Below are 26475 nucleotides of genomic sequence, written 5' to 3' on the forward strand. Positions count from 1 at the left end.
TTTACGGGACGGACAAAATTCTTATCTAGAATTTTAAAATTTCTTTTTGCAGTAGCTCAAAGGCCTTATTTACTGACTTTTGCACGATTCTGGTTCTATTGTTTCCCATGTTGAATTTTTCAGCAAAAACACCGTTCGGAGAAGCTATGGCTATGAACACCGTACCGATTTCAGCATCGGAATCTCCTTTTGAAGGTCCTGAGTTTCCCGTTGTGGCGACGGCGAAATCTGTTTTGAGCAGTTGTCTCACATTTTCGGCCATTTCTTTGGCGACCTGAGCACTCACTACGGAATGCTTGGCAACTATCTCTTTGGAAACCTTCAATATCTCTATTTTCGTTTCGGTAGCATAACTGACAACACTCCCCTTAAAATAGGCCGATGCGCCTGGAAGGGCGGTAATCCGCTCGGCAATCTTTCCTCCCGTAAAACTCTCTGCAGTTGCCAAGGTCATCTTTTTCGAAACGAATAATTGGGCGACTACTTCTTCTATAGTCTGGTCATCTTCGATCCCATAGATCAAATCGCCTATCAGTGGATATAATTTTTGGGACTCGGCCTCCATCTCCTTTTCCAATACTTCCTTATCGAAACCCTTTGCACTCATTCGCAAACGTACTTTTCCCAAATTCGGCAAATAGGCCAATTTGATAAAGGGGGAAGGTTATCTTCCCAATCTTCGATTCGTGCCGCAATGGCACTCTCACCTAAGCCATAGGTCACCAAAGTCTTGTGAATGATAAAGGGCCGTTCAAAACGCTCTATGATTTTGGGAATCACGCTATCGGTCAAAAGATGTTTCATTTCAAAGGGAACACCGGGCAAGGAAACAAAAACGGTTCCGTCTTCTTCGATCCACATACCCGGTGCGGTACCGTTGGGGTTATGAAGTACCGTTGCCTTTGAAGGCACCATCGCTTGTTTACGGTTAATATCGGAGATCGGGGTACCCGAAATATGTTTTCTAAAGAGCTCCTCGACATGATGGAGCACATTTTTATCCTCCACGAGAACATCCCCAAAAAATTCACAAAAGGTATGTTTGGTAACATCGTCTTTGGTTGGCCCTAGACCGCCGGTAACAATGACAACCTGTACCCTAGATTTAGCATCTTTTAAGGCCTGCAAAATATGCTCGCGGTCATCTTGTACCGAAGTAATCTGATATACCGAAATACCTATTTTATTGAATTCTTTACCAATAAAAGCAGAATTGGTATCGACAATCTGACCTATAAGGATTTCATCGCCAATGGTGATGATTTCTGCAAGCATTATGCGGGAAAGTCTTTTTTTAGCTCAGAAACTACTTGCTGGATATCTGTCTTGAGTACGGGAAAAACCTTTTCTATTTCTGACATATTGGCCGCATTCTTTCCTAAAGTCTCTATTTGCAGGGCGGCTTCCCGGGTCTGTTCCATACCCAATAAATCTACATTGGGCTTGATTTTATGGGCCAATTGATAGACTTTTTCATGATTGCCTTCCGCAAGGGCGATTTCTAAGTCGGATAGGTCTTGTGGCACCTCTTCCAAAAAAACCGAAATGACCGAATTGATGAAATCTTCATCGCCCTCCGCCATCTCATTGATTTTATCAAGATTATAGATCATTACTTTACCTTTAAAGAGAAGAGCTCTTGCCCTTCCAAAACGCCCGCAAGATAGTCATTTGTTGCTACTCTACCAACACCGGCCGGAGTGCCGGTAAAAATAATATCACCTTTTTTTAACATAAAAAATCGAGATACATAAGATATCAATTCATCTATCTTCCAGAGCATTAACCCTGTATTTCCTTTTTGCACTTCTTCTCCATTCTTAAACAACGAAAATTTCAAATTGTTTACATCTGGAAAATCGGACTTCGGAAGCCATTTTCCAATGACGGCGGCCCCATCGAAACCTTTGGCCTTTTCCCACGGGAGTCCTTTTTCCTTTAGTTGTGATTGCAAGTCTCTGGCAGTGAAGTCGATACCCAGCCCGACTTCATCGTAATACGTATGTGCAAAACGTTCATCAATATGTTTGCCGACCTTTTTGATTTTTACCAATACCTCGACTTCGTGATGCACGTCATTCGTAAAATCGGGAATATAAAAATCTTGATCTTTTGGCAAAATTGCGGAATCGGGTTTTATAAAAACTACGGGGTCCGTTGGTCTTTCGTTGGCCAGTTCTTTGATATGATCCGTATAATTACGGCCGATACAGATGAGTTTCATTGTATTGATGTTTGGTGCTCGATGCACGGTGTTTGGATTGTCTGAATTAGGATTTTTAGGATTATTTGATTTTAGGATTATTTGGATATGGAAATTGTAAGAAACTTTTTCTTTCGTTGTCGATTGAAGTACTCAAATAACTAATTACCTTTTATGTTCACTCCAACTGCTTACTGCTTACTGCTTACCGCCAACTAACTCAACTTATTATTCAGTCTACTAAGTTTAATCTGCGTCAATACTTTTTTTGTGTACAATGGAAAGTCGGCATTTAAAATCCATCCGAAATAACCGGGTTCATTGTCGAGAACATCCAACACCTTTTTTCCCTTGTGCTTTCCGAAAGCAAAAATTTCCTCTCCATCGTCATCGTATCCTAGAAAGCCTGCAAAATCGGCAAATTGGCGATGGGTCGAAAACTCCGCTAATTTCTTGATATTGTTTTCAAGATCGGGATATCTATCAAGCTGCGACAGTAAAACTTCATAGGTAGCCAGGGTATCGGCTTCTGCGCTATGGGCGTCTTCCAAATCTTTATCACAATAAAACTTGTAGGCGGCACCCAACGTGCGTTTTTCCATTTTGTGGAATATGGTCTGCACATCGACCGACACGGTATTCTTCATATCGAAATCGATATCGGCACGTAACATTTCCTCCGCCAACAGCGGAATATCAAAACGGTCTGAATTAAAACCTCCTAGATCACTATCCTTGATCATACCGTAAATCTCTTTTGAAAGCTCTTTAAAAGTAGGTTCGTTAGCTACTTTTTCATTGGAAATGCCGTGAATAGCGATTGAATCAGCAGGAATCTCCATCTCAGGATTCACGAGCCAAGTCTTGCTCTCCTTATTACCATTAGGATGAATTTTCAAAATGGATATTTCCACAATTCTGTCTTTGGCCACATTGGTGCCCGTGGTCTCGAGATCAAAGAAACAAATAGGTCGGGTAAGTTTTAGTTCCATGGGGTAGGTTTAAGCGTACAAAGATAGCCTTTCGCAGAAGGAAAGAAAATGAAAGGAAAATTTTTATTGACAGAAATTCCTATTTTAACACCTTGTAGCTGGTATGATACAGAAGGGCATGAATATTGAAATCCGAATTTCCAGCACTATTCTTGAGACGCTTCACAAACTCCTTGTACAACATTGGACTATCATGTTCTTGTTTTAGAAAATCAAAAACTTCCTTCAAGGACAAGAGAATATGTGCCAGATCGGAAGGATTGATCACGATGCGAGTTTCTTCCCTGCGCTTACCGACCAAGCGAATACCTTCTGTCATTAATCCCGAAAAATCGGCTTCGTGGTCATAATCGTTTTCCGCACCGCTGACAAAATTAAGATTCGTTAGAATTTCTTGAACTTGAAGGTCAAAATCGTAGACAATAATAGTAGCTTCCTTTTTACCGACCCGGATCAGTTCATTCAGCAAGGTCTGTGATTTGGCATAATGCAAGGATCCAGCAAGTGTAATGACATCAAAAACGGAATCTTTGGATTCAATACCATCGTTGACATAATCCATGTAGGTAACTTTCGGACATCTAATAGCTTTTTGCCGCATAGCACTACTTGGCTCGATGCCGATAACCGTATTGCAAAAATGACTGAGGGCAATTGATGAATGGCCCGTACCTGAGCCGACATCGAGTCCGAGGTCGTATTTTTTAGCCTTTTCCAAACACTTTTCCAAAATCGGAATATGAAGAGGAGGTCTGTATTTAAGATAATGATGGGCAGTTACGTCATTATATTCATCAATCATAACTCAAATCATTCGGGTCAGGATTTATTAAATCAGGTTTGGGAGTAACTTTAAATCGCGCAGCTTTCAAGTTAGAAAATCCGTTAAGATAGGCCTTACAGACCCGATGCATACCATCCATGACCGAACCATCGGCCGCCAAAATAATGGGGTAGTCTAAGTCACACTCAAGTACCAATTGCATATGGTCCGTAATCCACTTGCAAGTAGGCACATCGGTATCGTCCTGATACCAATAATTCTCGAACAACGCGCCTATTCCTGAAATTGGAATTTCAAGAACAGGAAGGTGCTTTGACCGCTGCGCCAATTTGTGAACGTCCCAGACAAGCCATCCGTCAGTAGACTTTTTATGATGATATTGTTTTCTCATTTCCCTCGAATCGAACACGCTATGGTGAAGCTTTAAAAGTAGTAAATAATAGAATTGAACGGAGGTATTGGTTTCCGTCGGCGTTTTTTATCTTCGTAGGATGAGACCTTTAGTCAAATACTTTTTGCCCATATTTTTTCTATGTTGTCAGGGGAAGCCTGAGAATCAACCACATCATATCTATACCTCTATCGCCTCTGATTCAGCATTATATTATTACAATCTGGGCTGGAAGCAAATCATGGATGATGGAAATTATGGTCCCGCTGAAGTATCCTATCGCAAGGTTTTGAAACACGATCCCGATTTTCTCATCGGAAAAAGTGTATTGGGCCGTTTAACCCTTGATCTTGAAGAACGCCTTAAAATTTTTAAGGAAGTTGAAGAAGGAAAAGATAAAGTCACTGGAGACGAACGACTCGTTCTTGATGTGTACCACGCCTTGGTCGAATTTACCAATGCAAGGGAACAAAAATCATCGAATGCCGCATCGTTACGTGAAAGGGTTTTTAAACTAGCCGAAAACAATTTGAGGGCCATTGTGCACAAATATCCCAAAGAGGTATACATGAAAGCGGAATATATCGAATTTCTTCACGCCGTTCACGGACCCGAAATCGCTTTGGATTCTTTGATCATACTGACTTCACCCGCTCAAAAAGAGAATCCGTTTTTATTGGGATATTCGGCCAGTATGAACGCGGAGGTCGGAAATTTTGAATTGGCATTACAACAAGCGAAGCGACTACAGGAGGTTATTGGTGATAGCGCGATACCGAAATCGTATGCTGTTTTAGCGGATGTTTATTTTCAAATGGACAGTCTAGAACTGGCAAAAATCAATGCGGATAGAGCGAACATGTTGGACCCAAGAAACTTGGATGCCTCAAGGCTTAAATCGAAGATAGATGCGCTTCTCAAGGAATAAAAAGAACAAAAGCCGTGTATTGATGATATTGTTAAATGCCGAACCAAAGGTATAGCTCAGACCCACGCAAAAACTTATTCGAAATCTGTTGCTATCTGCTTTTGTTGTAGTAATACATCTTCGATGGAAGCATCGCCTGCGGGAAGATTGATTTGATCCCGAATAATTTCGAAATCCCCGGAAAAACGGACCGCAAGTCCTTTAAATAAACGAAGTGACAGACTGCTAAACAATTGAATTCGGTTCTTTTTGAAATCGTTCAAGAAGGTAGAGCCTCGCAATCGCGAGTAAAAATTGCCCCAAGGTTGGCGATAACGCACCTGTACATCGAGGGAATGGTTAAAAATACCTTCTTGCAACTGGCCAAAAATGGTCGGGTCGATATAATCATTATGAAAATATCCGATTTTATAAGCGAACACGATTTCCCTTCGCAGTACCTCATTATACGAGAAAATATTGTATTCGATGGCGGGTGAAAAATAATACCGAAAATCAAGATTCGTAAAAGTATCGTGTCTGGCACCGGCGAAAATACCCGTTGACCAATGATCGGAAAGACTCCTGACAATACTACCGTCTCCTGAATACCGAAAACGTTCACTGGTAAAGGTATCCTCGTTTTGAACAAATTCGCTATTGGCCTGATTCAATTGAAGGTCGGTACGTATTCGCCATTTTTCTGTGACCCGGTCGCTTTCAAAGCCCACTTCGTAGGCAAACTCTTTTCGGCTTGATTCCCTGTCAAGTTCCATTTCACCGTATACTTCAAATATCCAATTGTTCCAGGGATCTTTGAAATCGATATCCTGAATATCACCCATACCTTTGTCATCAATCGTATATGTAATATTTTCTGCCATATCGGACTCCAACTCGTATCTCAAAAGTCCGGACCTCACTTTCTTCAAAAGTCCTTTTCGAACTTCATCTTGGGTCATATTGGCATTGGTATCGTATGAAAGTTTTTGAACAATGTCATCATAATCTCCGGTTCCCTCGAATTCCAGTTTATACGTTCGACCACTACTACCGTTGGCAATATCGTATATAAAGAGTTTTACGTTGGCTTGGGCTTGGTCACGCACATGACTCACGTAATTTTTTTCTTGACGCAAGTAACTCTTTTCACAATTGCAGTCCGTAAATAATTTAATAGGGTCTTTGTTTTCTTCATCATGTTGGGAGGAAACTAATCTGGGAAACAGTAAAAGGAAAAAAATAAAAGGATACGCTGCGAGTTGAAAGAAGAACTTCATGTATGGTGATTCGTAATCTTGGTTTGGAAGCGTAAAGATAAGATTTGCAAAAAAGGCTCGATGTTAGCGTAATGTTAATAGCGAATCTGATGATAGGTTACAGAAAATTTACCAATTTGCAAAAAATGGGCGACTAATTGAGAAAGATTGGAAGGTTCTAAATTTAGATTTCACGGTTCACGTCCCAAGCTTCAAGATAATCCGCTACGGACTTCGCGAACATACTGCCCAAAGCACCGTTAACGACACGATGATCATAGCTGTGGGAAATATACATCTTACTTCGAATTCCTATAAAATCACCTTCGGAAGTTTCGATAACCGATGGAATCTTGCGTATAGCGCCCAATGCCAAAATACCTACTTGGGGCTGGTTGATGATGGGCGTACCAAAAACACTACCAAAAGTACCTACGTTGGTCACGGTATAGGTACCATCTTGTACTTCGTCGGGCTTTAGTTGATTGTTCCGCGCCCGATTCGCCAAATCATTTACGACTTGGGCCATCCCGACAAGATTCAATCGATCGGCGTTTTTGATTACGGGTACAATTAGATTTCCATCAGGTAGGGCGGCCGCCATGCCAATATTGATGTTCTTCTTTTTAATGACCTTGTCACCATCGACCGAAATATTCATCATTGGATAGTTTTTCAGGGCCTTGGCTACGGCCTCCATGAAAATCGGGGTAAAGGTCAATTTTTCACCTTCACGCTTTTCAAAAGCGTCTTTCATTTTATTTCGCCAATTGACCACATTGGTCACATCGACTTCGATAAAACTTTGAACATGAGCCGAGGTCGATACACTATCGACCATGTGTTTGGCGATCAACTTGCCCATTCGGGTCATTTCGATGACCTCATCGGCCCCAGAAGTAGTTATTGGAGCTTGGGCAATTGTACTCGCCGGTTCTATAACAGGTTCACTTACAATAGGAGGTTGTTTCTCTTGGCCGGTATTTCGCGCTGCTCCAGCTGAAGATTTCCTATTGGCAACATACTCTAAAATATCGTTTTTGGTCACCCTACCCTCTTTGCCAGTTCCTTTGATGGTATCGAGTTCGGCAATGGAGATATTTTCTTCTTTGGCTATATTTTTAACCAATGGGGAGTAAAATCGGTCAGAACTTGATGAGTCCAGAACCGGTGTACTTACGGTCTCTTTGGCAATAGCAATAGTTTCTTCGACGGCTTCTACAGTTTCCTTTGAAACTTCCGGATCTACTACTTCTTTTTTCTCTACTTCGGTGTCAACGGCAACGCCATTCAATTCGATCACCGCCACCGTTTGGCCTACCTTAATAATATCGTCTACGTCAAAAAGCTTTTCGACCAGCACCCCTTCCACCTCGCTCGGTACTTCAGAATCTACCTTGTCGGTGGCTATCTCGAAAACCGCCTCATCCAACTCAATGGTGTCGCCAACTTCCTTTAACCAAGAGGTCAAGGTAGCCTCTGCAACGCTCTCCCCCATTCTCGGCAATTTTAATTCAAACTTTGACATATTGATATTTTGTAGCTACTTTTCTCCTTATTTTTTGCAAAAATAATAAAAAAACATCCTTAAAATTAAATTTAACGCAACGTTAATTCATCTTCAAAGAACCTTCAAAAGGAATGCGATTCAAAATGCTTCTACCTAACGTAACCTCATCGGCATACTCCAATTCGTCACCCACAGCAATACCACGCGCAATGGTCGAAGTGCTTATATCTAGACCTTCCAATTGTTTGTAAATATAGAAATTGGTGGTGTCGCCCTCCATTGTGGAACTTAACGCAAAAATCAACTCTTTTATTACGCCCTTTTTGGCTTTAGTTATCAAAGATGAGATCGTAAGGTCTTGAGGTCCAATACCCTCCATTGGGGATATTTTTCCTCCGAGAACATGATATAATCCACGGTACTGCCCTGTGTTCTCTATGGCCATGACATCTCGAATATCTTCGACCACACAGACCAAGGTTTCGTCCCGTTTTGGACTGGCACAAATTTCGCACAGTTCAACATCGGAAATGTTATGGCAGTTTTTACAAAACATCACCGAATTGCGGAGATTTTGCAAGGCATTCGACAAATGGGCCGTACGTTCATTGGGTTGTTTTAGTAAATGCAGAACGAGACGCAACGCGGTACGTTTTCCGATTCCCGGTAGCTGCGACATTTCGTAGACCGCATTTTCCAATAATTTCGAAGAAAAATCCATAGGGACAAATTTACGATTTTAGATTTACGATTCTAGATTTTGTACTTTGCATTTCAAATAGCCTTACAATGACTCCGACCAACATTCTGCTGCTTATCGGCGGGTATTTTCTACTGCTCATATTGATTTCCTATTTTACAGGAAAGAACGACTCTAACGAAGATTTTTTTAAAGCGGGAAAATCCTCGCCTTGGTATTTGGTCGCCTTTGGTATGGTCGGCGCATCACTTTCTGGGGTTACTTTTATTTCGGTACCCGGCTGGGTGGAAGCCTCTCAGTTTAGCTATATGCAGGTCGTATTCGGCTATTTTCTGGGGTATATGGTTACGGCCTATGTATTACTTCCTATCTATTACAAACAAAATGTGACCTCCATATACGAATATTTGGACGACCGTTTCGGCTTTGTGAGTTATAAGGTCGGTGCCATTTCTTTTTTCGTATCGAGGGTACTCGGGGCCGCTTTTCGCCTCTTTTTGGTCGCCATTGTGCTGCAACAATTCGTATTCGATGCATGGAACGTACCTTTTGAGGTTACCGTAACACTTTCCATTCTTTTGATATGGATATATACTTTTAAAGGAGGAATAAAAACCATCGTCTGGACCGACACCCTACAGACCTTGTTCATGCTGCTATCCGTAGTACTCTCCATCCATTTTATACTGGAACAACTGGATTGGAGTTTTTCCGATTTCTTGAGTTCAGCAGAATTCGGCAACTACAGCAAGACCATTTTTGTCGATGATTTTATGGATAGCAAGCATCTTATCAAATCATTTTTAGGTGGTATGTTCGTCACCATTTGCATGACGGGCCTGGATCAAGATATGATGCAAAAAAACCTGACATGCAAAACCTTAAAAGATGCACAAAAGAATATGGTCAGCTTTAGTGTGGTGCTGGTCATCGTGACGTTCGTATTCATGTTGTTGGGGGCACTCTTGTTCATTTACTCGAACAAAAATCAAATTGAACTCCCCTTAATGGACGGAAATCCAAAGTCAGACCTTCTCTTTCCTGAGATTGCCTTAAATAGTGGACTTGGTATTACCGTGGCCATTACGTTCATGTTAGGGCTTATTGCCGCGGCTTACAGTAGTGCTGATAGCGCATTGACCTCATTGACTACCTCTTTCTGCGTCGATTTTTTGGGCATCGCGAAAAAACCGGAAACCAGCCGTAAAAGAATAAGAAAGGCTACTCATGTAGGTATGAGTGTCTTGCTGATTATCGTTGTCATCGCCTTCAAACATATTTTGGATACCAATGTAATAGATGGCCTTCTAAAAGTTGCGGGTTATACGTATGGGCCTTTGTTAGGTCTTTTTTCTTTCGGTATTTTCACAAAATATCAAGTTAAGGACAAATATGTCTGGATCGTAGCATTGACCTCGGTAGTGATTTGTTACGTCTTTGGTAAAATTCCACCGGCCAATCTTGGAGGTTATGTTTTGGGCTATGAGTTATTACCCTTGAACGGACTATTGACCTTCATCGGATTATGGTTGATCCGAAGAAAATAATATGCCCCTAATGAATCAATCGATAAACGGATTGAAATCTTCGACGTTCGTTTTCAAGGAAAATGTTAAAGTTTTAGCCCAAAAATATCGCAAACGATTTCGCTCGAATTTAATATTGGTTTGTAGACAATAAAACCAAAGTACAAGCTACCGCTACGGCAATGCCCTTATCTTCTAGTATTTTGTAGAATTCCGTATTTTCAGTTCCCGGATTAAAGATGACTCTTTTGGGGTTGATTTTAAGAATTTCACCGTAATAATCAGGCTGACGTGCCGGACCGATGTACAAAGTTATCGTATGAATATTTTGAAAATCGTCGAAATTGGACTTTATTTGCACTCCCCTGATTTTACCTTCTTTAAGACCGAATGCTTCAGTTTTAATGTTATGGTCCACGAGGCGATTCACTGCCAAATTACTATAACGATAAGGTTTTAAGGAAGCTCCGAAAACGAGGGTTTTTTGCATATGTTAAAGTTGCATTTAAAGTGTAACTTTTTTAAGATAAAGCCGTCTTTACACAACACGGTGTTTATTAAGTTAGAAACAAAATTATCGTTGATAACGCTATATGTTTATAGTTAATGGTTAGTGTTTAGTATAGCCTATCAGCGAAAGAAACCCCGGCAGCAATGTCGGGGTTTTGTGTTTTTACCACCTGATGATTACGCTGCCCCAAGTGAAGCCACTACCAAAGGCGGCCAGCACTACCAAATCTCCTGATTTTATTTTACCTTCTTCCCAAGCCTCGGTCAATGCAATAGGGATAGAAGCGGCGGTAGTATTGCCATATTTCATAATATTGTTGAAGACTTGATCGTTTCCTAGACCGAATTTCTTTTGAATGAACTGTGATATTCTTAAATTGGCTTGATGCGGAACGAGCATGTCGATATCCGTTGGTTTAAGATTGTTTTTGTTCAAGCCCTCCATAATGACTTCGCTAAACCGTACGACCGCATTCTTAAAAACGAATTGCCCGTTCATCACTGGGTAGTACGATTCGTCTTCCGGATTGTTATCGGAAACAATATCGTTTACCCAACGCCCTCCCATTCCGGGTGCCAAAAGTGCCAGTTCTTCAGCATGTTGACCTTCAGAATGTAGATGGGTCGAAAGAATTCCTTTTGCAGGATCTTCTTCGCGGCTCAATATCGCCGCACCAGCACCATCACCAAATATTACAGATACCCCACGACCTCTCGTGGTCATATCCAATCCCTTGGAATGGATTTCAGAACCGATAACCAATACATTCTTGTACATCCCGCTTTTTATGTACTGATCGGCGATGGAAACTGCATAGACAAACCCTGAGCACTGGTTGCGCACATCAAGGGCGCCTACGGTTTTAATACCCAGATCGCGTTGTACCAAAACACCAGGGCCAGGAAAATAATAATCAGGACTCAAGGTCGCAAAAACGATAAAATCGATATCATTCTTATCGATACCCGCTCTCTCTATGGCAATTTTTGCGGCTTTTACGCCCATACTCGTAGTCGTCTCTTCGCCATTCTTGGCGACGTGCCTACGCTCCTTTATTCCTGTACGTTCTTGGATCCATGCGTCATTGGTATCCATCAATTTTGATAAATCGTCATTGGTGACTACGTTATCGGGAACGAAAAATCCCAAACCGGTAATTTTCGAGTTGTACATTTTAATTTGTTTTACGATTCTAAAGTAGTGAGCTTTTCCATCCCATTCAAGAAATTTGAAATCGATGATGCGAACATTAAAGTTACAAATAAACGGCGAATTAAATTAGTGTTGATACAGGGCACCAATTTATGTGAGCCTGATTTGCAAAGTGTTGAGATACTGATTAAATAGCAATGGAAATGAGCCCCTTGCATAATTTTTATGTAAATTGAAAAACTTTGAAAATGCTTTTTTTCCAACAAGAACACACTAAATATATTACAATGAAAAAACTACTTTCTATAGCTGTCATCCTCTTTGTTTTCTTAGGATATTCACAAGAAAATCTGACCTATCAAAAACCTCCGAAGGCCATTTTAGATTTGGTGGACGCCCCGTTGGCACCTACGGTATTGATCAACGACAGCGGTGATCATATGGTCATGCTCTACCGGAATTATTACAAATCGATCGCAGAACTTTCGGAAACCGAACTTCGATTGGCGGGGCTGCGCATAAACCCAAAGACCAATATTGGAAGTCGCACGAACTACTACAATAATATCAAGATAAAATCTCCAAAAGCAAAGGAAGGCACTCAGGTTACGGGGATGCCAGAAAATCCGAGATTGGCCAATTTTAAATGGTCGCCCGACCAATCAAAAATCGCAATGACACAAACCATCGAAAACGGCGTTGAGATTTGGGTACTAGACCTCAACAAAGCTTCGGTAAGCAAAATTACCGACGAGGGCGTAAATGCCAATATGGGCGATGTAGTCAATTGGTTCAAAGATGGCCAAAGTCTTCTCGTGAAAATGCTGCCAAAGGATAGAAAATCATTGATAAATGCTTCGGAATCTATACCTGCGGGACCTACAATCTCTTCGAACGATGGTAAAAAGGCGCAAAACAGAACGTATCAAGATCTATTAAAAAACCCGAACGACGAATTTAATTTTGAACAATTGGCCCGCTCGGAACTTCATAAAGTAAATCTTGACGGGACTAAATCCTTATGGATGACGGCGGATATGTACTCCTCGATAAGTTTTTCCCCAGATGGCCAATATGCCATGGTAGTTTCGGTCAATGGACCATTTTCTTATCTCGTACCCTACTATAGATTCCCATCGAAAACCACCATCTATTCAAAAGATGGTACGTTGGTTTCAGAACTATTGGAAGTACCTTTAATAGAAGACCTGCCCAAAGGTTTTATGGCCGTTCGTATGGGAATGCGAGATGTGAGCTGGCGCAATGATAAACCCTCAAGCCTTGTATATGCACAAGCGTTGGACGGTGGCGATCCAGAGAACGAAGTTGAATTCAGGGATGAAGTTTTTGAAATCGAGGCTCCGTTCAAGAGCAGCGGTAAAAGTCTATTGAAACTTGTCAATAGATATAATGACATCGAATGGGCAACTGAAAATACTGCCGTTGCCTATGATTATTGGTGGAATACCAGAAATACGAAGACCTACCTTTTTAATCCTTCCGATAATACGGTAAAACCTGAATTGATTTCCGATAGAAACTATCAGGATGTATATAGTGACCCCGGAGATTTTGCCACAGAACTTAATCAATATGGGCAGTCGATAATCGCATTGGACGGTAGTGGCAGTGCCTATTTGCTGGGTGACGGTTTTACCGAAGCCGGACAATTTCCCTTTGTGGACAAATTAAATCTCAAAACTCAGAAAAAAACAAGATTATACACTTCAAAACTTGAAGGAAAAAAGGAAAGTCTCATGGAGTATGACCCCAAGAAAGATGAGCTTTTAGTACGGATCGAATCGCCCACGGAATATCCTAACTATTATTACAAAAGCTTGAAAAAACGAAAAGGGCCCGAACAACTTACCAACTTCGAGAATCCTTTCAAGAGTATACAAGATGTTCATAAAGAAGTGATTACCTATAAAAGGGAAGATGGCCTAGAGCTTACTGGTACGCTTTACCTACCCGTTGGATACGACAAAGATAGTAAGGATAAAAAGCCCATGATCTTATGGGCATACCCTCGCGAATTCAAGGATAAGAACAGTGCATCGCAGAACACCCAAAACCCTAATGAATTCACATATCCTTTTTGGGGTTCCCCGATTTATTGGGTAACCCAAGGGTATGTTGTTTTGGACGATGCCGCTTTTCCTATTATCGGTGAGAAAGATGAACAGCCCAACAATACATTTAGAACTCAATTGGTAGCCAATGCCAAAGCAGCCATTGATGCCGTTGATGAAATGGGTTACATCGACCGAAAAAAGGTAGCCGTAGGCGGTCATAGTTATGGAGCCTTCATGGTGGCCAATCTGTTATCGCATTCGAATCTTTTCGCGGCGGGTATCGCCAGAAGCGGGGCCTACAATAGAACCTTGACTCCATTCGGATTCCAAAGTGAAGAACGCAATTATTGGGAGGCACCTGAAGTGTATTACACCATGTCGCCATTCATGCACGCCGATAAAATGAAAACGCCTTTGCTGCTGGTTCATGGTGAGGCGGATAACAATTCGGGCACCTACCCGATGCAAAGTGAACGTTATTTCAATGCATTAAAAGGCTTGGGAGCAACCGTTAGATTGGTCATGTTACCGAAAGAAAGTCACGGTTACCGGGCAAAAGAAAGTATTCTGCACCTGCTGTGGGAGCAAGATCAGTGGTTGGATAAATATGTGAAACAAGAAGGATTGCCCGTAAGTATGGAAAAAGATAATATCGAAAAGGATTAATTGAGATATTTCACGTAATTGTTGACCACTACGTTGGACTTCAAATCATGAAGAAGGTTGAATAAACCAAAAAACGTACGGTTCATGTATAAAAAGTGCTTTGAACCCCGGTTGCCGTTCATTTTTCGAATTTCAGGGTCATTTGCATATTTGTCACTTAATTCCGCGATTCGGGACCAAAACGTACCGTCGCCGAAATCGAATGTTTCAGTATGGAAGGGAGAAGTGAAAAGCGACAACATTTCTTTAAACAGGTTCTTGAAAAAGATTTGATCTGAGACTGAATCCGTTGGGAGAAGTATTTCCAAATCAACCAACTTGGAAGTAAAAATGGCATCGTCCTCCAAGTTTTCCTTTTTTGCCAACTCGAAGTAGGGCAGGTAAAATTCATCGGGGACTTCCTTAATACATCCGAAATCGATAGCAATAAGCTTTCCATCTTCACTAATCAGAAAATTTCCAGGATGTGGGTCGGCGTGCACCTTACGAAGACCATGTATTTGGTACATGTAGAAATCCCAAAGTGTTTGGCCCAAACGATTGCCGAGTTCTGTGGAAAAATCGGTCTTGGCGAAATCGCTCAAGTGCTTCCCTTCCATCCAGTCCATCGTAATGATGCGTTCACTTGACCATTCCTCATAGTATCTCGGAAACAGTAAGTTATCAATATGGGCGCAACCTTGGGTTATTTCATTGCTTTGTGTTACCTCTAGAAAATAGTCGGTTTCCTCGATGAGCTTGTTCTCGACCTCCTTAAAGTATTTATCGGAATCTTTCCCCTTGATATTGAACATGCGAAGGGCAATGGGTTTGACCAAGGCCAAATCACTACTGATGCTTTCCGCCACCCCAGGGTACTGTACTTTCACCGCCAATGTCTTGCTGTCTTTCGTTGCACGATGCACCTGTCCTATACTTGCGGCGTTTACCGAATCTCGTTCAAAAGTGTCAAAAATCTCTTCCGGATATTTGCCTAAATATTTCTTGAAGGTCTTACGAACCAACGGACCTGATAAGGGAGGGACCGAAAACTGTGATAAAGAAAATTTTTCAACATAGGCCCTTGGTAAAAGGTTTTTTTCCATGCTCAGCATTTGAGCAACCTTAAGGGCACTTCCCTTTAAAGTCTTTAATCCGTCATAAATATCCTCGGCGTTATCTTCGTCAAGACCCTCTCTACCCAATTCAGGATTTACAAGGCGCTTGCCATAGTATTTTACATAATTACCACCGATTTTAACGCCAGTTTTCACGAGCTTGCCAGCGCGTTCGATTTTTCCGGTCGGGATTCGGTCAAGGGTTTTCATTTTTTTCTTTTAAGTTCAAGTCGGCCCGCCGGAGGAGGGTTCAAAGTGTTGTTTTTACGCAAAGGTTTCTTTGTACAGAAATTTTCCGAAATCAACTATTCTTTCCAAAGGGGTATTGTCAAAAACATCAAAAATAGTGTTGATGGATTTTTCAATGGCCATATCCGTTTTTTCAAAACCTGGGGATGAGTCATCGATCCAAAATTTCAGGATAAAGAGAAATTGAATCCAAGCCCCCTCGGAAAATAGGGTCCCGTTGTATTTGGTCAAACCCTTTGATTTATATGCATTTGCATCGTCGATAAGGTCTCTGGCAAACGACTTTATTAGTTTCCTAAGACCCTTTAATTGCTCCATGTTTTTTAGCACACCATGACCACGATCTAGTGTGAACAACACGTAACTTCTGTTTAAAGTCAACAACTCGAAAAAAGTATAGAAGAAGGTGAGCATCTTCTCTTTGTTGGGCAATGTTTCGTAGTCCTTGTTTTTTTCTATCAGAGCAAGGGTATGCTCATAAAAGGAATTCCAAATACTTTTTCGTACACTCTCCATAGAACCAAAGAGTTCGTAGAATGCTTTCTCTTCGAAATTGTGTTCCTTACAAAATTTGTAGACCGACTTCGGAACGCGTTCTTGTTCCAAGACATAGTCCATATATTTCTCGATAACTTCTTTTGCCGTAGTCTTTTTCGTTTTAGCCGCCATAATTAAAAGTTTTTGTAAGCCACCCAGATTGGGTATTTCAAAAAGAAATGTTGTTTAAATTGATTTTAGAAAAAACGTGCTTCTGGGGGAAGCACGTTCTCAAACAACCTAACCAATAAATAATCAAACGTGATTATGGGTTAAATTTCTTTTTCATAGCAATTCTAGTCCCACAATCATATACAAATATAATTAATGTTTAACTATTTAATGAAAAAATTAAACAAAAATATTTGTTAAATCTTTTGACACTACAAATCAACCTTAAGTGTCAGTTTGTCACGAAGTTCGAGTGTGGTACTTTTTTTGACTATATCATCGATGAAAACAAAGAACCCAAGAGGAACAGATTTCCGATTTTTTTGAAAACAATAGGAACAGTAATCAGATTCCCTCCTTCGAGGAAATGAAAATAAAATACTTTATTTATGGCAACAGGTAAAATCAATGTATCAGTAGAGAACATTTTTCCGCTGATTAAGAAATTTTTATACAGTGACCACGAAATATTTCTTCGTGAATTGATATCAAATGCAACCGATGCAACCTTGAAATTGAAGCATTTGACCTCCATAGGAGAGGCCAAGGGTGTAGTATACGGTAATCCGCTAATCGAGGTGAAAGTCGATAAAAAAGGTAAGAAAATCCATGTCATCGACCAAGGTATCGGTATGACCGAGGAGGAGGTGAAGAAATATATCAACGAACTCGCTTTTTCAGGTGCCGAAGAGTTTCTGAACAAATATGAAGACGGTGCCAAAGAAACTGGAATCATAGGGCACTTCGGGCTTGGGTTTTATTCTTCTTTCATGGTAGCCGACAAGGTCGAGATCATTACAAAAAGTTACAAAGATGAACCTGCCGTGCATTGGGAGTGTGATGGTTCTCCGAAATTCAGTATCAAAAAGTCAAAAAAGGAAGATCGTGGCACCGAGATTATTCTTCACATCGCCGATGACTCGAAAGAGTTTTTAGATGATGCAAGAATAACGGGGCTACTCAAAAAGTACAACAAGTTCATGCCGATACCGATAAAATTCGGAATGCGGACGGAAACCCTTCCAAAACCTGAAGATGCCAAAGAAGAAGATCCGGCCCCAACTCATGAAGTCGATAATATTATTAATAATCCGGATCCGGCATGGACCAAACAGCCCAAAGACCTAAAGGATGAAGATTACAAATCTTTTTATCGGGAATTGTACCCCATGCAATTCGAAGAGCCGCTTTTCAACATTCATTTGAACGTTGACTATCCGTTCAACTTAACGGGAATATTGTATTTCCCTAAAATGACCAATGACCTCAACCTTCAAAAAGATAGAATACAACTCTATCAAAATCAGGTGTTCGTTACCGATAATGTAGAAGGAATCGTCCCAGAATTTTTAACGATGCTTCGAGGGGTCATCGATTCACCCGATATTCCTTTGAACGTTTCGCGATCGTATTTACAAGCGGACGGAGCGGTCAAAAAGATATCCTCATATATTACTAGAAAAGTGGCCGATAAACTGAACTCGCTTTTCAAAAACAACCGTGAGGACTTTGAGGCCAAATGGAACGATATTAAAATCGTCATCGAATATGGAATGCTCTCGGAGGAAAAGTTCTTTGAAAAGGCAGACAAATTTGCACTCTACCCTACCGTAGATGGCAACTACTTCACTTTTGAGGAATTACAGGAAAAAATCAAGGATACCCAGACCGATAAAGATGACAAGTTGGTTGTACTTTATGCGTCCGATAAAGAGGCGCAACATAGCTATATAGAAGCCGCAAAGGCCAAGGGTTATGAAGTTTTGTTGATGGATTCACCGATTATCGGACACTTAATGCAAAAACTGGAAACCTCGAAAGAGAAAATTTCCTTTGCACGTGTTGATGCCGACCATTTTGATAATCTTATTAAAAAAGAGGATACCCAGATTTCAAAATTATCGGACGAAGAGAAAGATCGCCTCAAAGCGAATTTAGAAGAAGTCATAGAAAACAAAAGCTATACCATACAATTAGAACCTATGGACAGCAATGCATCGCCCTTTATTATTACCGAACCTGAATTCATGCGCCGTATGAAAGAAATGCAGCAGACCGGTGGCGGTGGTATGTTCGGTATGGGCAATATGCCAGAGATGTACAACCTCATCGTAAACACGAATCACGAATTAGTGGGTGAGATATTGAATACCAAGACCGCAAAGAAACGAGAACGTTTAATCAATCAATCCATCGATTTGGCGAGACTTTCAAAAGGCCTGTTAAAAGGTCAGGAATTGACCGAGTTTATCAAACGAAGCTACGAGATGGTGAAATAATTGGCAGTGCGCAGTTTGCAGTTGGCAGTGAAATGATGCTGGATGCTGGATGCTGGATGCTGGATGCTGGATGCTGGATGCTGGATGCTGGATGCTGGATGCTGAAAAAAAGAAAGCCGCTTCATTGAAGCGGCTTTCGTATGTTTTCCACAAAAAATACTGGTTTTCAGGTATGGTACGATTTAAATACCGACACTATATTTGAATCACTCTTGTTTAGGCAAGAAACCATTAACTATAGCTATAGTGACCGCCCCAGAATCTGGGGTGGTTTTTTTATTAAAAGTTGTTATCTTTCTTAAAATAACTACCAAAATGAAAAATGACTACCAGAGCGCCGATTTTAAGAAATTGCTCGATAAACTTCAACAAGATAGCTGGCAATTGGAACTTATCATTTCTGGATTTGCGATTTACGGATTGTTTGTGGGCTTCGAACCCATAGAGGTAGAAAGTCTAAAAGCCGTCAAAAATAACGAAGCGCTGGGTTCATTCTTTATAAGCAACACCTTAAATAGTATGTCAATCTTAATAATGTTACTATTGACTCACGTCGTCCTTAGAGGGCTTTGGATTGGGGCCATCGGCCTTCGGTATGTTTCGGGCGAAATTGAATATAAGAAATTGAACTATTCAGAAAAGTTCACTTCTTTTCTTGAAAAGAAAGTAGGTTCTTTTGATCAGTATATCTCAAGATTAGAAAATATTTGTAGTTCGTTGTTCGCACTTGCGTTTTTAATGATTTTCTTTTTTATTTCCTCTTTTATGGTAGTCGGTGTTTTTACATTGGTGACACATTATTTAGAAGGCTTAGAGTCAATTTCCAAAGGGGTGCATACACTTGCATCATGGACTTTTAATATTGTATATTTTTTTTGTGTTTTACTTGTTCTGATTGACTTTCTGGGTGCGGGACTATTAAAAAGGAACAAATTGATTTCCAAGATTTACTTCCCTATTTATCGGGTTTTCAGTTATATTACCCTTTCTTTTCTATATAGACCTTTGGTCTATAACTTTTTAGATCAAAAAAAAGCGCGTTGGCTAGGCATACTCATTGTTCCTTTATACCTCTTATTCTCAATTTTCGCATCAGCATATGGTAGGTCAAACTCAAATTACCTCGTAGTTGACCAGAATACCTCCGGAATTTATACCAACAAAGAAAACTACGAAGACCAGCTGATCGAAGAAACTGAACTGGTGCGATTTGTATCTATTCCATCGAAAGTTATAGAAAAACCCTATTTACCAATATTCATAGGATTTAATGCTTGGATGGAAGATGCCGTTTTCGAAAATGATTCTACCCTTTTACCCAAGAACGACGAAAGAGGCTATGGCTTTCGGCTAGATAGGTTAATTGCCGCAATGGGAAGGTCATCAATCAACATTACATCAGCAGAATCATTGGGTTTTCAAAAAAGATATCTAGAAAATTTTGGTAAAATTTTTCAATTCCATATTGATTCCATGGTTTACAAAAGTGAATTTGGAATGACGGCTAACAAAAAAGACAGATTCGGTTTTGAGACTTATTTGGATATTGAAAACCTTCCTAAGGGAAAGCATCTCTTACGGTTCATCGGACCGGATAGACAACCCAATGGCGAATTTGTAACTGATACACTCATTACAATACCCTTCTGGTATTTTCCAGAAAACAGTTCAGGGAACACAAAAAGTGAAATCCCCAGTTCAGAAGGCGTAGTGGAACAAAAGCCTTCTTTATAAGTCCGTCTGAGCGCAGTCGAAGACCCCAGCGCGTTCCTAGGCATTTCGTCTGCGCTCAATGTGACATGTAGAATTACAAACTCTTCAAATAATCAATACTACCCTTCAACGTCCCAGGGTTCGACTCCATTTCTACATAGACCACTTGTAACCCTCCGGTATCGGCGGCGGCAAAGAAGTCTTTCCAATCAGATATACCTGAGCCCAAGGCGATTTCCTTTGGATTCTCCATAGCATCATAATCCTGCATGTGGGTGGATATAAAACGACCGGGAAATTTTTTAAAGTAATCCGACCCTTTGTATCCCAGCACGATAACCTGGGTCTGGAACTGCATTTTTACCAAGTTTGGATCCAGTTCCTCTAAAATGATATCGTATTCTAGTTTGTCATCAAATTTCGTTTTGAATTCTATGTCATGATTGTGGAAGGCAGCCACCATGCCGGCCTTTTTGACTTTTTCTCCAATAGTGTTCAACTTCGCACACTTTTCCTTTAGTTCATCTAGAGTTTCGGAATGTAGCCCTCCTGAAGCTACAAAATGTTCAAGTCCCATTTGATTGGCCCAATCGATGCGTTCTTCGAGGTTCTCGTTCATTTCGTTCCAAGTAAGATGGCTACTATTACATTTCATGCCACAATCTTCGATGATTTTTTTAAGTTCCGTTCCAGAATATTTTACGAGTGGCTCAAAAGGTCCTTTGTATCCTGAAGGGGAGCACATTTCAACATATTCATAGCCCATTCCGGCCATTTTCTTGAGTGTGCCGGTGATATCTTTTCCGATTTCTTCACGAAGAACATATGATTGAAAGCCGATGGGCTGGGTTACCATTCCTGCCGCTAAAGTATTCGCAAATAATGCGTTTCCATAGGGCGAAAGCAGTCCGAAGGAAGTTGCCCCAAGGGCACTTTTGGTCAAAAATTGTCTTCTTTTCATCTTCTCATGTATTTATTCCTAATCAATGTATGAAATTTTTGCTTATTCCAATCATTTGGAATTTTGAATTAATTATTTGCACGAATGAATTCAATCATTGATGCCCTGTAGGTGCTTGAATTGTCAAACGAAATATTCCTCCAAAGTTCCGCATGATTCAAATCAGGGACATAAACTACGTTGTAGTCCTTAAAATCGCTTTCCATTAACCGTTTTTCAAAAAGCCTTGTATACCTATCAAGTGCATTATCTGAAATCAATAACATCGGAATACCTAAATTTTCAAGATAATTCGTTGGCGAGGCGTTTATAAAATCTTCTTTTGAATCTCCAAAAACCGCTTCTACATGGAGTTCGGCCAGTTCCTGTCTATCGCCAGTTTCAAAGACCTCATGGTAGTTTACGACATCGTAAGTTCCGGATATGGGAATCATCCCTTTGATAACATCTTTTGAAAGGCCCTCATTTTTAAGGTACGATTCGTCTAAACCGATCAATGCTGCAAGATGTGCACCCGAAGAAAAACCGCCAATAAAAATCTTCTCTTTATCATATCCATTTTCCGATGCGTGCTCGTAAAGCCATTTGACCGCAGCGGCCAAATCTTTGATATGCTCAGGATGCTTCACTCCCTTATCCAAAATCGAATCCCGCCATTTGGCAGCACTTAATCTGTGACCTATACTTGCAACCGCGATTCCCTCCTCGGCAAATTTTCTTGCCAGGTCCATTTCCACATTTCTATCGACATAGGACCATGCTCCACCACCAATCCAAACCAATAAAGGATAATCCGTGTCTGTCTTAGGAAGGACCAAGTTTAGTCGTTGAATCGTATCGATGGATTTTCCTTCGAGATAGTCAATGTTTTTTAGCTCGATAAACTCAAATTTGTTTTTGGTCTGACCAAAACAGCAACTAGCGACCACACAAAAAATCGAAATATAGAAAGTAAGTCTTTGCAGATTACATCGAAACATTATCATATGAAGTTGTTTGCAAACAAATATATGGTTTTCGATACATTGATTTCACATAGCGTTGACAATGAATACGTTAAAAGCATGCTAAAAGATTAACGTTCTTTAAAAACTTCCTTTAAATTGAATCTTATCAACTTTTTAATCCAAAATCATGAAAAATAATTCAAGACGCTCTTTTATAAGGAATTTGGGTTTGGGAGTTGGTTCTGCCGCACTGTTACCTTCATTTACATCTCTCGAACAAGCCGATAGTGAAAATAGAAAACTCTATCAAGGAAAAAAGTTGAATATTGCACTTTGTGGTCTCGGTCGCTATGCGAACATTTTAGCGCAGAGTTTTGTGGATTCAGAGTATTGTCATCTTTCGGGAATTATTACCGGCACTCCAGCAAAGGCCGTAGATTGGAAAGGACGCTATTCAATTCCTGATGAGAACGTCTATAATTATGAAAATTTTGATAGCATAAAAGATAATCCAAATATTGATTTGGTCTATGTGGTGTTACCCAATGGAATGCACAAGGATTATACCATTCGGGCGGCCAAAGCCGGCAAGCACGTTATCGTAGAAAAACCCATGGCATTTACCGAAAAAGACTGTCAAGAAATGATAAACGCTTGCAACGCAGCTAGAGTTCAACTTGCTGTGGGTTATCGGTTACATTACGAACCAAATCATATGGAAATCATGCGATTTGGGCAGGAAAAAGTATTCGGACAGGTACGTTTAATCGAAGTCTCACTTGGATACAATATAAGCGGAATAGGCCCAAACGATTGGCATTTAAAAAAGGCCCTGTCAGGTGGTGGCCCTTTGATGAACCTCGGAGTGTATTGTGTTCAGGCCAGTCGATATACTTTGGGAGAAGAACCGATTTCGGTAACGGCTCAATTTGGCCCTATTACCAGACCTAATATTTACAAAGAAGTTGAAGAATCGATTACTTGGCAATTGAACTTTCCTAGCGGTGCTGTAGCAACTTCCACGAGTTCCAATAATAGCAGCGTGGATCGATTTTTCGCTTCCGCGGAAAGGGGTTTTTTCGAATTAAGCCCAGCGGTTAGCTATGGTCCGTTCAAGGGAAGATCAAGTGAGGGTGCGTTCGACTTCCCGGTCATCAATCAACAAGCTGCACAAATGGATGGCATCGCAAAGGAAATTCTTGAAGGCCGCAATCTTCCTGAACATATTTCAGGCGTTGAGGGCCGTAAGGATATGAAGGTTATAGAAGCTATTTACAAGGCAGCCGAAAGTGGTAATGAAGTTATTTTGTCTTAAGCGAAGAAGCTACCAAAAAATCGGTCCTTTTCCCAAATACTTTTCCGCGATTGGCTGGTAGTAACCGCGAACATCCTCCAAATCATAAATCTTTTGACTTTTCGTGTAAAGGTCATATTTGTTGAAGTCTTTAATAAGCTCTAAATATTCTTGATCTTTTTCATTCAACAATTCGGAATAGGCGCCTCCCGAATGCCAGGGATAAAAAGAATGGTAGCGAATCATGACCATCGCCTCTTCGGGTAGTTTATTTTCTTCATGGTTGCTCAACACTTGATATAAATATTCATCGTGGCCCCAAGCCAATTCAACATTATCGATTCCACAGCCCTTTTCATAGATACCTATTGAAGTTTTATAGCGCTCATCTTGCATATCAGGATTCGTTTCATTGAACTCCGGATAGACACATGAATCGGGCAAGGCGCAACCGACCACAAAAACATCGCCAACCATACCCCACTGTTCGGCCTGACTGGTACCGTCTTCATCACTACCCCATAGAAACATGATTTTACCCAAGTCGTGAATGAGCCCGGTTAATTGCATCCAGTCGGGGCGGCCTTCGGCTCGTAAGGCCTCTGCGCTTTGTATCAAATGCTGCACATTCGGAAGATCTAAATCTGGATCGCTGACATCGATAAGACGATTCAGATGCCCCATAGCTTCCCAAAGGTCCATTGGCTTATCAAAAGTCAGGTATTTTTTGTGCATACGCTTCACGTAATCATAGGTTTGATTCTTGCGCATTTTACGATAATGCTCTTTGACGGCTACCGAGACATCGGGAGCTTCGTAGTTTCTAAATGTTTTTTCCATAATTAAAGTTCAAGTACAAGCGTAAGTTCAAATTCAATGTCCAACCTCTAACTCCTAACTCCTAAACTACACATTTCCTAATACAAGGTACAAAATAACTGTAAATACGATCAAAAAGAGGCTGAAGGGTTTTGCATATTTCCAAGGTTTTAGGTCAAGAACCCCGGCATCTTTCATTTCAAATTTCTCCTCCTTTGGCAATAAGAACGAGGCCAAATGCATGATCAGTATGTTCAGTACAAATTCCAATCCCCATATATGTACAAAATGAAGGTTGACTTCGAAAACAAAATTCATAATAACGTAAAAGAAAAGACCGAATACCAATCCGACTTTTGCGCCTGAGGATGTCACTTTTGGAAAAAGGAAACCTGCAATGATTACACTGGCTATTGGGATAAAAAAGATACCGTTCAACTCCTGTAACAGTTGGTACAAGCCTTCAGGTGCGTTCGCTACAAAAGGCGCGATCGAAATGGCGAATATTGCCAAGATGGCAGAAGTCCACTTTCCCATTTCCACCAATTTAGTTTCGCTGGCATCTTTTTGAATGTACCTTTTGAAAATTCCTAAACTGAAGACGGTGGCCGCACTGTTAAGGGCACTATTAAAAGTACTCAAAATGGCACCCATCATCACCGCCACAAAAAAACCGGTCAACCAGAGGGGCAGCACTTTTTTGACCAATAAGGGATATACCGTATCTGGGTTGTCATACAAACTTTCCCCAAAATAGTAGAATCCGATGAGGCCGGGGAGCACAATGATCAAAGGGACAAGAATTTTCAACAGCCCCGTGAAAAGTAACCCTTTTTGGGCCTCCTTAAGGTTTACGGCTCCGAGTACCCGTTGTATGATAGACTGGTGCATCGTCCAAAAATAAATTTGGTTGACCATCAGGCCCGTAAACAAAACTTCAAAAGGCAGAATTGCAGTGCGCGCACCTTCCCCTACTCCCGATTCCTTGCTGACCACATTAAATTTTTCGGGACTGTTGTCAAAGACCATCCCCATGCCCTGAAAAAGATTGCCATCGCCAATGCTCAATAACGCCAAAATGGGGACCAGCAACCCGGCCACTAGAAGACCGAATCCGTTTATGGTATCGGTATAAGCTACCATTTTCAGCCCTCCGAAGATGGCGTAAACGGCGCCGATACAACCTACAACCAAAATCGTGATCCAAATACCTTCTTTTTGACTTACGTTCAAAAGTTCTGAAATTTCAAAAATCGCCTCGATATTGAGTGCTCCGGTATACAAAACGATGGGCAACAAAGTTGCCACAAACGAAATAATCAAAAGCAAAGCCACCAAGGTTCGGGTAAGTCCGTCAAATCTCTTTTCAAGGAATTCGGGAATAGTAGTAAGGCCCATTTTAAGATACCGAGGCGCAAAATATAGGGCACCCAAGACCAAAGCGAGGGCCGAGGTAACTTCCCAAGCTACGATTATCGCTCCGTTACGATAGGCCGAGCCGTTCATGCCCACCAAATGTTCGGTTGAAATATTGGTCAACAATAACGATCCCGCGATTACGATTCCCGTGAGCGATCTTCCTCCTAGAAAATAACCGTCACGAGAATTTAATTTATCTCGACGGAGTTTATAAGTGGCATAAAATGCGACAAATCCTGTGAATAATAGAAATGTAAAAAGAGCCATGCCTAAAAGTAACGATATTTTTGAAAGTTAGGTCAACATCTTATTT

22 protein-coding genes and 1 pseudogene are annotated in these 26475 nt (G+C 40.9%); 6 read left to right on the plus strand and 17 right to left on the minus strand.

Annotated features, from left to right (window positions below):
* Window positions 1–25: 25 nt before the first annotated feature.
* From N8A86_RS02585 to N8A86_RS02610, 6 genes and pseudogenes are all read right to left on the minus strand, one after another.
* A pseudogene (locus N8A86_RS02585) lies at window positions 26–1275 on the minus strand (competence/damage-inducible protein A).
* On the minus strand, window positions 1275–1613 hold the full coding sequence (locus tag N8A86_RS02590) for an Hpt domain-containing protein (RefSeq protein ID WP_273567653.1): 339 nt from the start codon (window positions 1611–1613) through the stop codon (window positions 1275–1277). The pseudogene N8A86_RS02585 and the gene N8A86_RS02590 overlap by 1 nt, the downstream one beginning before the upstream one ends.
* Window positions 1613–2224 (minus strand): fumarylacetoacetate hydrolase family protein, encoded by a 612-nt coding sequence (locus N8A86_RS02595; RefSeq protein ID WP_273567654.1) that lies wholly within the window; start codon window positions 2222–2224, stop codon window positions 1613–1615. The genes N8A86_RS02590 and N8A86_RS02595 overlap by 1 nt, the downstream gene beginning before the upstream one ends.
* Before the next feature lie 194 nt (window positions 2225–2418).
* A complete protein-coding gene (locus tag N8A86_RS02600; protein ID WP_273567655.1) occupies window positions 2419–3195 on the minus strand; it encodes a 3'-5' exonuclease in 777 nt (258 codons plus the stop codon).
* 79 nt (window positions 3196–3274) lie between these two features.
* Window positions 3275–3997 carry a class I SAM-dependent methyltransferase gene (locus N8A86_RS02605; RefSeq protein WP_273567656.1) on the minus strand — a complete coding sequence of 241 codons (723 nt, stop codon included), beginning with the start codon at window positions 3995–3997 and terminating at the stop codon, window positions 3275–3277.
* Window positions 3990–4370 (minus strand): hypothetical protein, encoded by a 381-nt coding sequence (locus N8A86_RS02610; protein ID WP_273567657.1) that lies wholly within the window; start codon window positions 4368–4370, stop codon window positions 3990–3992. Before N8A86_RS02610 ends, N8A86_RS02605 begins: the two co-directional genes overlap by 8 nt.
* 100 nt (window positions 4371–4470) lie before the next feature.
* On the opposite strand from N8A86_RS02610, the gene N8A86_RS02615 reads away from it, so the two are divergent.
* Window positions 4471–5298 (plus strand): hypothetical protein, encoded by an 828-nt coding sequence (locus N8A86_RS02615; protein ID WP_273567658.1) that lies wholly within the window; start codon window positions 4471–4473, stop codon window positions 5296–5298.
* Between the two features lie 74 nt (window positions 5299–5372).
* Here N8A86_RS02615 and N8A86_RS02620 read toward each other — a convergent pair whose 3' ends face one another.
* The 3 genes from N8A86_RS02620 to recR all read right to left on the minus strand — a co-directional run bounded on the left by N8A86_RS02620 (window position 5373) and on the right by recR (window position 8767).
* Entirely contained in the window at window positions 5373–6416 is a 1044-nt protein-coding gene (locus tag N8A86_RS02620) for a DUF481 domain-containing protein (protein ID WP_273567659.1), read from the minus strand.
* A gap of 304 nt (window positions 6417–6720) precedes the next feature.
* A complete protein-coding gene (locus tag N8A86_RS02625) occupies window positions 6721–8064 on the minus strand; it encodes a dihydrolipoamide acetyltransferase family protein (RefSeq protein WP_273567660.1) in 1344 nt (447 codons plus the stop codon).
* Between the two features lie 82 nt (window positions 8065–8146).
* Window positions 8147–8767, minus strand: a complete 621-nt coding sequence (gene recR / locus N8A86_RS02630; protein WP_273567661.1) for a recombination mediator RecR — start codon at window positions 8765–8767, stop codon at window positions 8147–8149.
* A gap of 68 nt (window positions 8768–8835) precedes the next feature.
* Here recR and N8A86_RS02635 point away from each other — a divergent pair, with 68 nt between their 5' ends.
* The gene (locus N8A86_RS02635) at window positions 8836–10293 is read left to right on the plus strand and encodes a sodium:solute symporter (RefSeq protein ID WP_273567662.1); all 1458 of its coding nucleotides are present in this window, start codon (window positions 8836–8838) and stop codon (window positions 10291–10293) included.
* Between the two features lie 109 nt (window positions 10294–10402).
* On the opposite strand, the gene N8A86_RS02640 is transcribed toward N8A86_RS02635, so the two are convergent.
* Both N8A86_RS02640 and N8A86_RS02645 read right to left on the minus strand, forming a co-directional pair.
* Entirely contained in the window at window positions 10403–10762 is a 360-nt protein-coding gene (locus N8A86_RS02640) for a CoA-binding protein (protein ID WP_273567663.1), read from the minus strand.
* Between the two features lie 183 nt (window positions 10763–10945).
* Window positions 10946–11956, minus strand: a complete 1011-nt coding sequence (locus N8A86_RS02645) for a 3-oxoacyl-ACP synthase III family protein (protein ID WP_273567664.1) — start codon at window positions 11954–11956, stop codon at window positions 10946–10948.
* Window positions 11957–12222: 266 nt separating this feature from the next.
* Here N8A86_RS02645 and N8A86_RS02650 point away from each other — a divergent pair, with 266 nt between their 5' ends.
* Entirely contained in the window at window positions 12223–14676 is a 2454-nt protein-coding gene (locus N8A86_RS02650; RefSeq protein WP_273567665.1) for an alpha/beta hydrolase family protein, read from the plus strand.
* Here N8A86_RS02650 and N8A86_RS02655 read toward each other — a convergent pair.
* Both N8A86_RS02655 and N8A86_RS02660 read right to left on the minus strand, forming a co-directional pair.
* Window positions 14673–15983: an ABC1 kinase family protein gene (locus N8A86_RS02655; protein ID WP_273567666.1), complete on the minus strand. Its 1311-nt coding sequence runs from the start codon at window positions 15981–15983 to the stop codon at window positions 14673–14675. The two genes, N8A86_RS02650 and N8A86_RS02655, sit on opposite strands and share 4 nt — an antisense overlap.
* A gap of 54 nt (window positions 15984–16037) precedes the next feature.
* The gene (locus N8A86_RS02660; protein ID WP_273567667.1) at window positions 16038–16691 is read right to left on the minus strand and encodes a TetR family transcriptional regulator C-terminal domain-containing protein; all 654 of its coding nucleotides are present in this window, start codon (window positions 16689–16691) and stop codon (window positions 16038–16040) included.
* Between the two features lie 428 nt (window positions 16692–17119).
* Here N8A86_RS02660 and htpG point away from each other — a divergent pair, with 428 nt between their 5' ends.
* Together htpG and N8A86_RS02670 are read left to right on the plus strand one after the other, a co-directional pair.
* Entirely contained in the window at window positions 17120–19009 is a 1890-nt protein-coding gene (htpG, locus tag N8A86_RS02665; RefSeq protein WP_273567668.1) for a molecular chaperone HtpG, read from the plus strand.
* A 315-nt stretch (window positions 19010–19324) separates the two neighbouring features.
* On the plus strand, window positions 19325–20743 hold the full coding sequence (locus tag N8A86_RS02670; RefSeq protein ID WP_273567669.1) for a hypothetical protein: 1419 nt from the start codon (window positions 19325–19327) through the stop codon (window positions 20741–20743).
* A 73-nt stretch (window positions 20744–20816) separates the two neighbouring features.
* Here the strand turns inward: N8A86_RS02670 and N8A86_RS02675 are convergent, their stop codons facing one another.
* The gene (locus N8A86_RS02675) at window positions 20817–21683 is read right to left on the minus strand and encodes a sugar phosphate isomerase/epimerase family protein (protein ID WP_273567670.1); all 867 of its coding nucleotides are present in this window, start codon (window positions 21681–21683) and stop codon (window positions 20817–20819) included.
* 68 nt (window positions 21684–21751) lie between these two features.
* A complete protein-coding gene (locus N8A86_RS02680; protein WP_273567671.1) occupies window positions 21752–22669 on the minus strand; it encodes an alpha/beta hydrolase in 918 nt (305 codons plus the stop codon).
* Window positions 22670–22817: 148 nt separating this feature from the next.
* Between N8A86_RS02680 and N8A86_RS02685 the strand changes: the two genes are divergently transcribed.
* Complete coding sequence (locus tag N8A86_RS02685) at window positions 22818–23945, plus strand: Gfo/Idh/MocA family protein (protein WP_273567672.1); 1128 nt, start codon at window positions 22818–22820, stop codon at window positions 23943–23945.
* Between the two features lie 9 nt (window positions 23946–23954).
* Here N8A86_RS02685 and N8A86_RS02690 read toward each other — a convergent pair whose 3' ends face one another.
* Window positions 23955–24764 (minus strand): inositol oxygenase family protein, encoded by an 810-nt coding sequence (locus N8A86_RS02690; RefSeq protein WP_273567673.1) that lies wholly within the window; start codon window positions 24762–24764, stop codon window positions 23955–23957.
* Window positions 24765–24830: 66 nt separating this feature from the next.
* Window positions 24831–26429 carry a solute:sodium symporter family transporter gene (locus tag N8A86_RS02695; protein WP_273567674.1) on the minus strand — a complete coding sequence of 533 codons (1599 nt, stop codon included), beginning with the start codon at window positions 26427–26429 and terminating at the stop codon, window positions 24831–24833.
* Between the last annotated feature and the right edge of the window lie 46 nt (window positions 26430–26475).

This window comes from Maribacter halichondriae (genome assembly GCF_027474825.1).
GTDB lineage: Bacteria > Bacteroidota > Bacteroidia > Flavobacteriales > Flavobacteriaceae > Meishania > Meishania halichondriae.

Coding starts and splice junctions, on each gene's coding strand:
- N8A86_RS02590 (WP_273567653.1), bottom strand. CDS start 1,613: ATGATCTATAATCTTGATAAAATCAATGAGATGGCGGAGGGCGATGAA.
- N8A86_RS02595 (WP_273567654.1), bottom strand. CDS start 2,224: ATGAAACTCATCTGTATCGGCCGTAATTATACGGATCATATCAAAGAA.
- N8A86_RS02600 (WP_273567655.1), bottom strand. CDS start 3,195: ATGGAACTAAAACTTACCCGACCTATTTGTTTCTTTGATCTCGAGACC.
- N8A86_RS02605 (WP_273567656.1), bottom strand. CDS start 3,997: ATGATTGATGAATATAATGACGTAACTGCCCATCATTATCTTAAATAC.
- N8A86_RS02610 (WP_273567657.1), bottom strand. CDS start 4,370: ATGAGAAAACAATATCATCATAAAAAGTCTACTGACGGATGGCTTGTC.
- N8A86_RS02615 (WP_273567658.1), top strand. CDS start 4,471: ATGAGACCTTTAGTCAAATACTTTTTGCCCATATTTTTTCTATGTTGT.
- N8A86_RS02625 (WP_273567660.1), bottom strand. CDS start 8,064: ATGTCAAAGTTTGAATTAAAATTGCCGAGAATGGGGGAGAGCGTTGCA.
- recR (WP_273567661.1), bottom strand. CDS start 8,767: ATGGATTTTTCTTCGAAATTATTGGAAAATGCGGTCTACGAAATGTCG.
- N8A86_RS02635 (WP_273567662.1), top strand. CDS start 8,836: ATGACTCCGACCAACATTCTGCTGCTTATCGGCGGGTATTTTCTACTG.
- N8A86_RS02640 (WP_273567663.1), bottom strand. CDS start 10,762: ATGCAAAAAACCCTCGTTTTCGGAGCTTCCTTAAAACCTTATCGTTAT.
- N8A86_RS02645 (WP_273567664.1), bottom strand. CDS start 11,956: ATGTACAACTCGAAAATTACCGGTTTGGGATTTTTCGTTCCCGATAAC.
- N8A86_RS02650 (WP_273567665.1), top strand. CDS start 12,223: ATGAAAAAACTACTTTCTATAGCTGTCATCCTCTTTGTTTTCTTAGGA.
- N8A86_RS02655 (WP_273567666.1), bottom strand. CDS start 15,983: ATGAAAACCCTTGACCGAATCCCGACCGGAAAAATCGAACGCGCTGGC.
- N8A86_RS02660 (WP_273567667.1), bottom strand. CDS start 16,691: ATGGCGGCTAAAACGAAAAAGACTACGGCAAAAGAAGTTATCGAGAAA.
- htpG (WP_273567668.1), top strand. CDS start 17,120: ATGGCAACAGGTAAAATCAATGTATCAGTAGAGAACATTTTTCCGCTG.
- N8A86_RS02670 (WP_273567669.1), top strand. CDS start 19,325: ATGAAAAATGACTACCAGAGCGCCGATTTTAAGAAATTGCTCGATAAA.
- N8A86_RS02675 (WP_273567670.1), bottom strand. CDS start 21,683: ATGAAAAGAAGACAATTTTTGACCAAAAGTGCCCTTGGGGCAACTTCC.
- N8A86_RS02680 (WP_273567671.1), bottom strand. CDS start 22,669: ATGATAATGTTTCGATGTAATCTGCAAAGACTTACTTTCTATATTTCG.
- N8A86_RS02685 (WP_273567672.1), top strand. CDS start 22,818: ATGAAAAATAATTCAAGACGCTCTTTTATAAGGAATTTGGGTTTGGGA.
- N8A86_RS02690 (WP_273567673.1), bottom strand. CDS start 24,764: ATGGAAAAAACATTTAGAAACTACGAAGCTCCCGATGTCTCGGTAGCC.
- N8A86_RS02695 (WP_273567674.1), bottom strand. CDS start 26,429: ATGGCTCTTTTTACATTTCTATTATTCACAGGATTTGTCGCATTTTAT.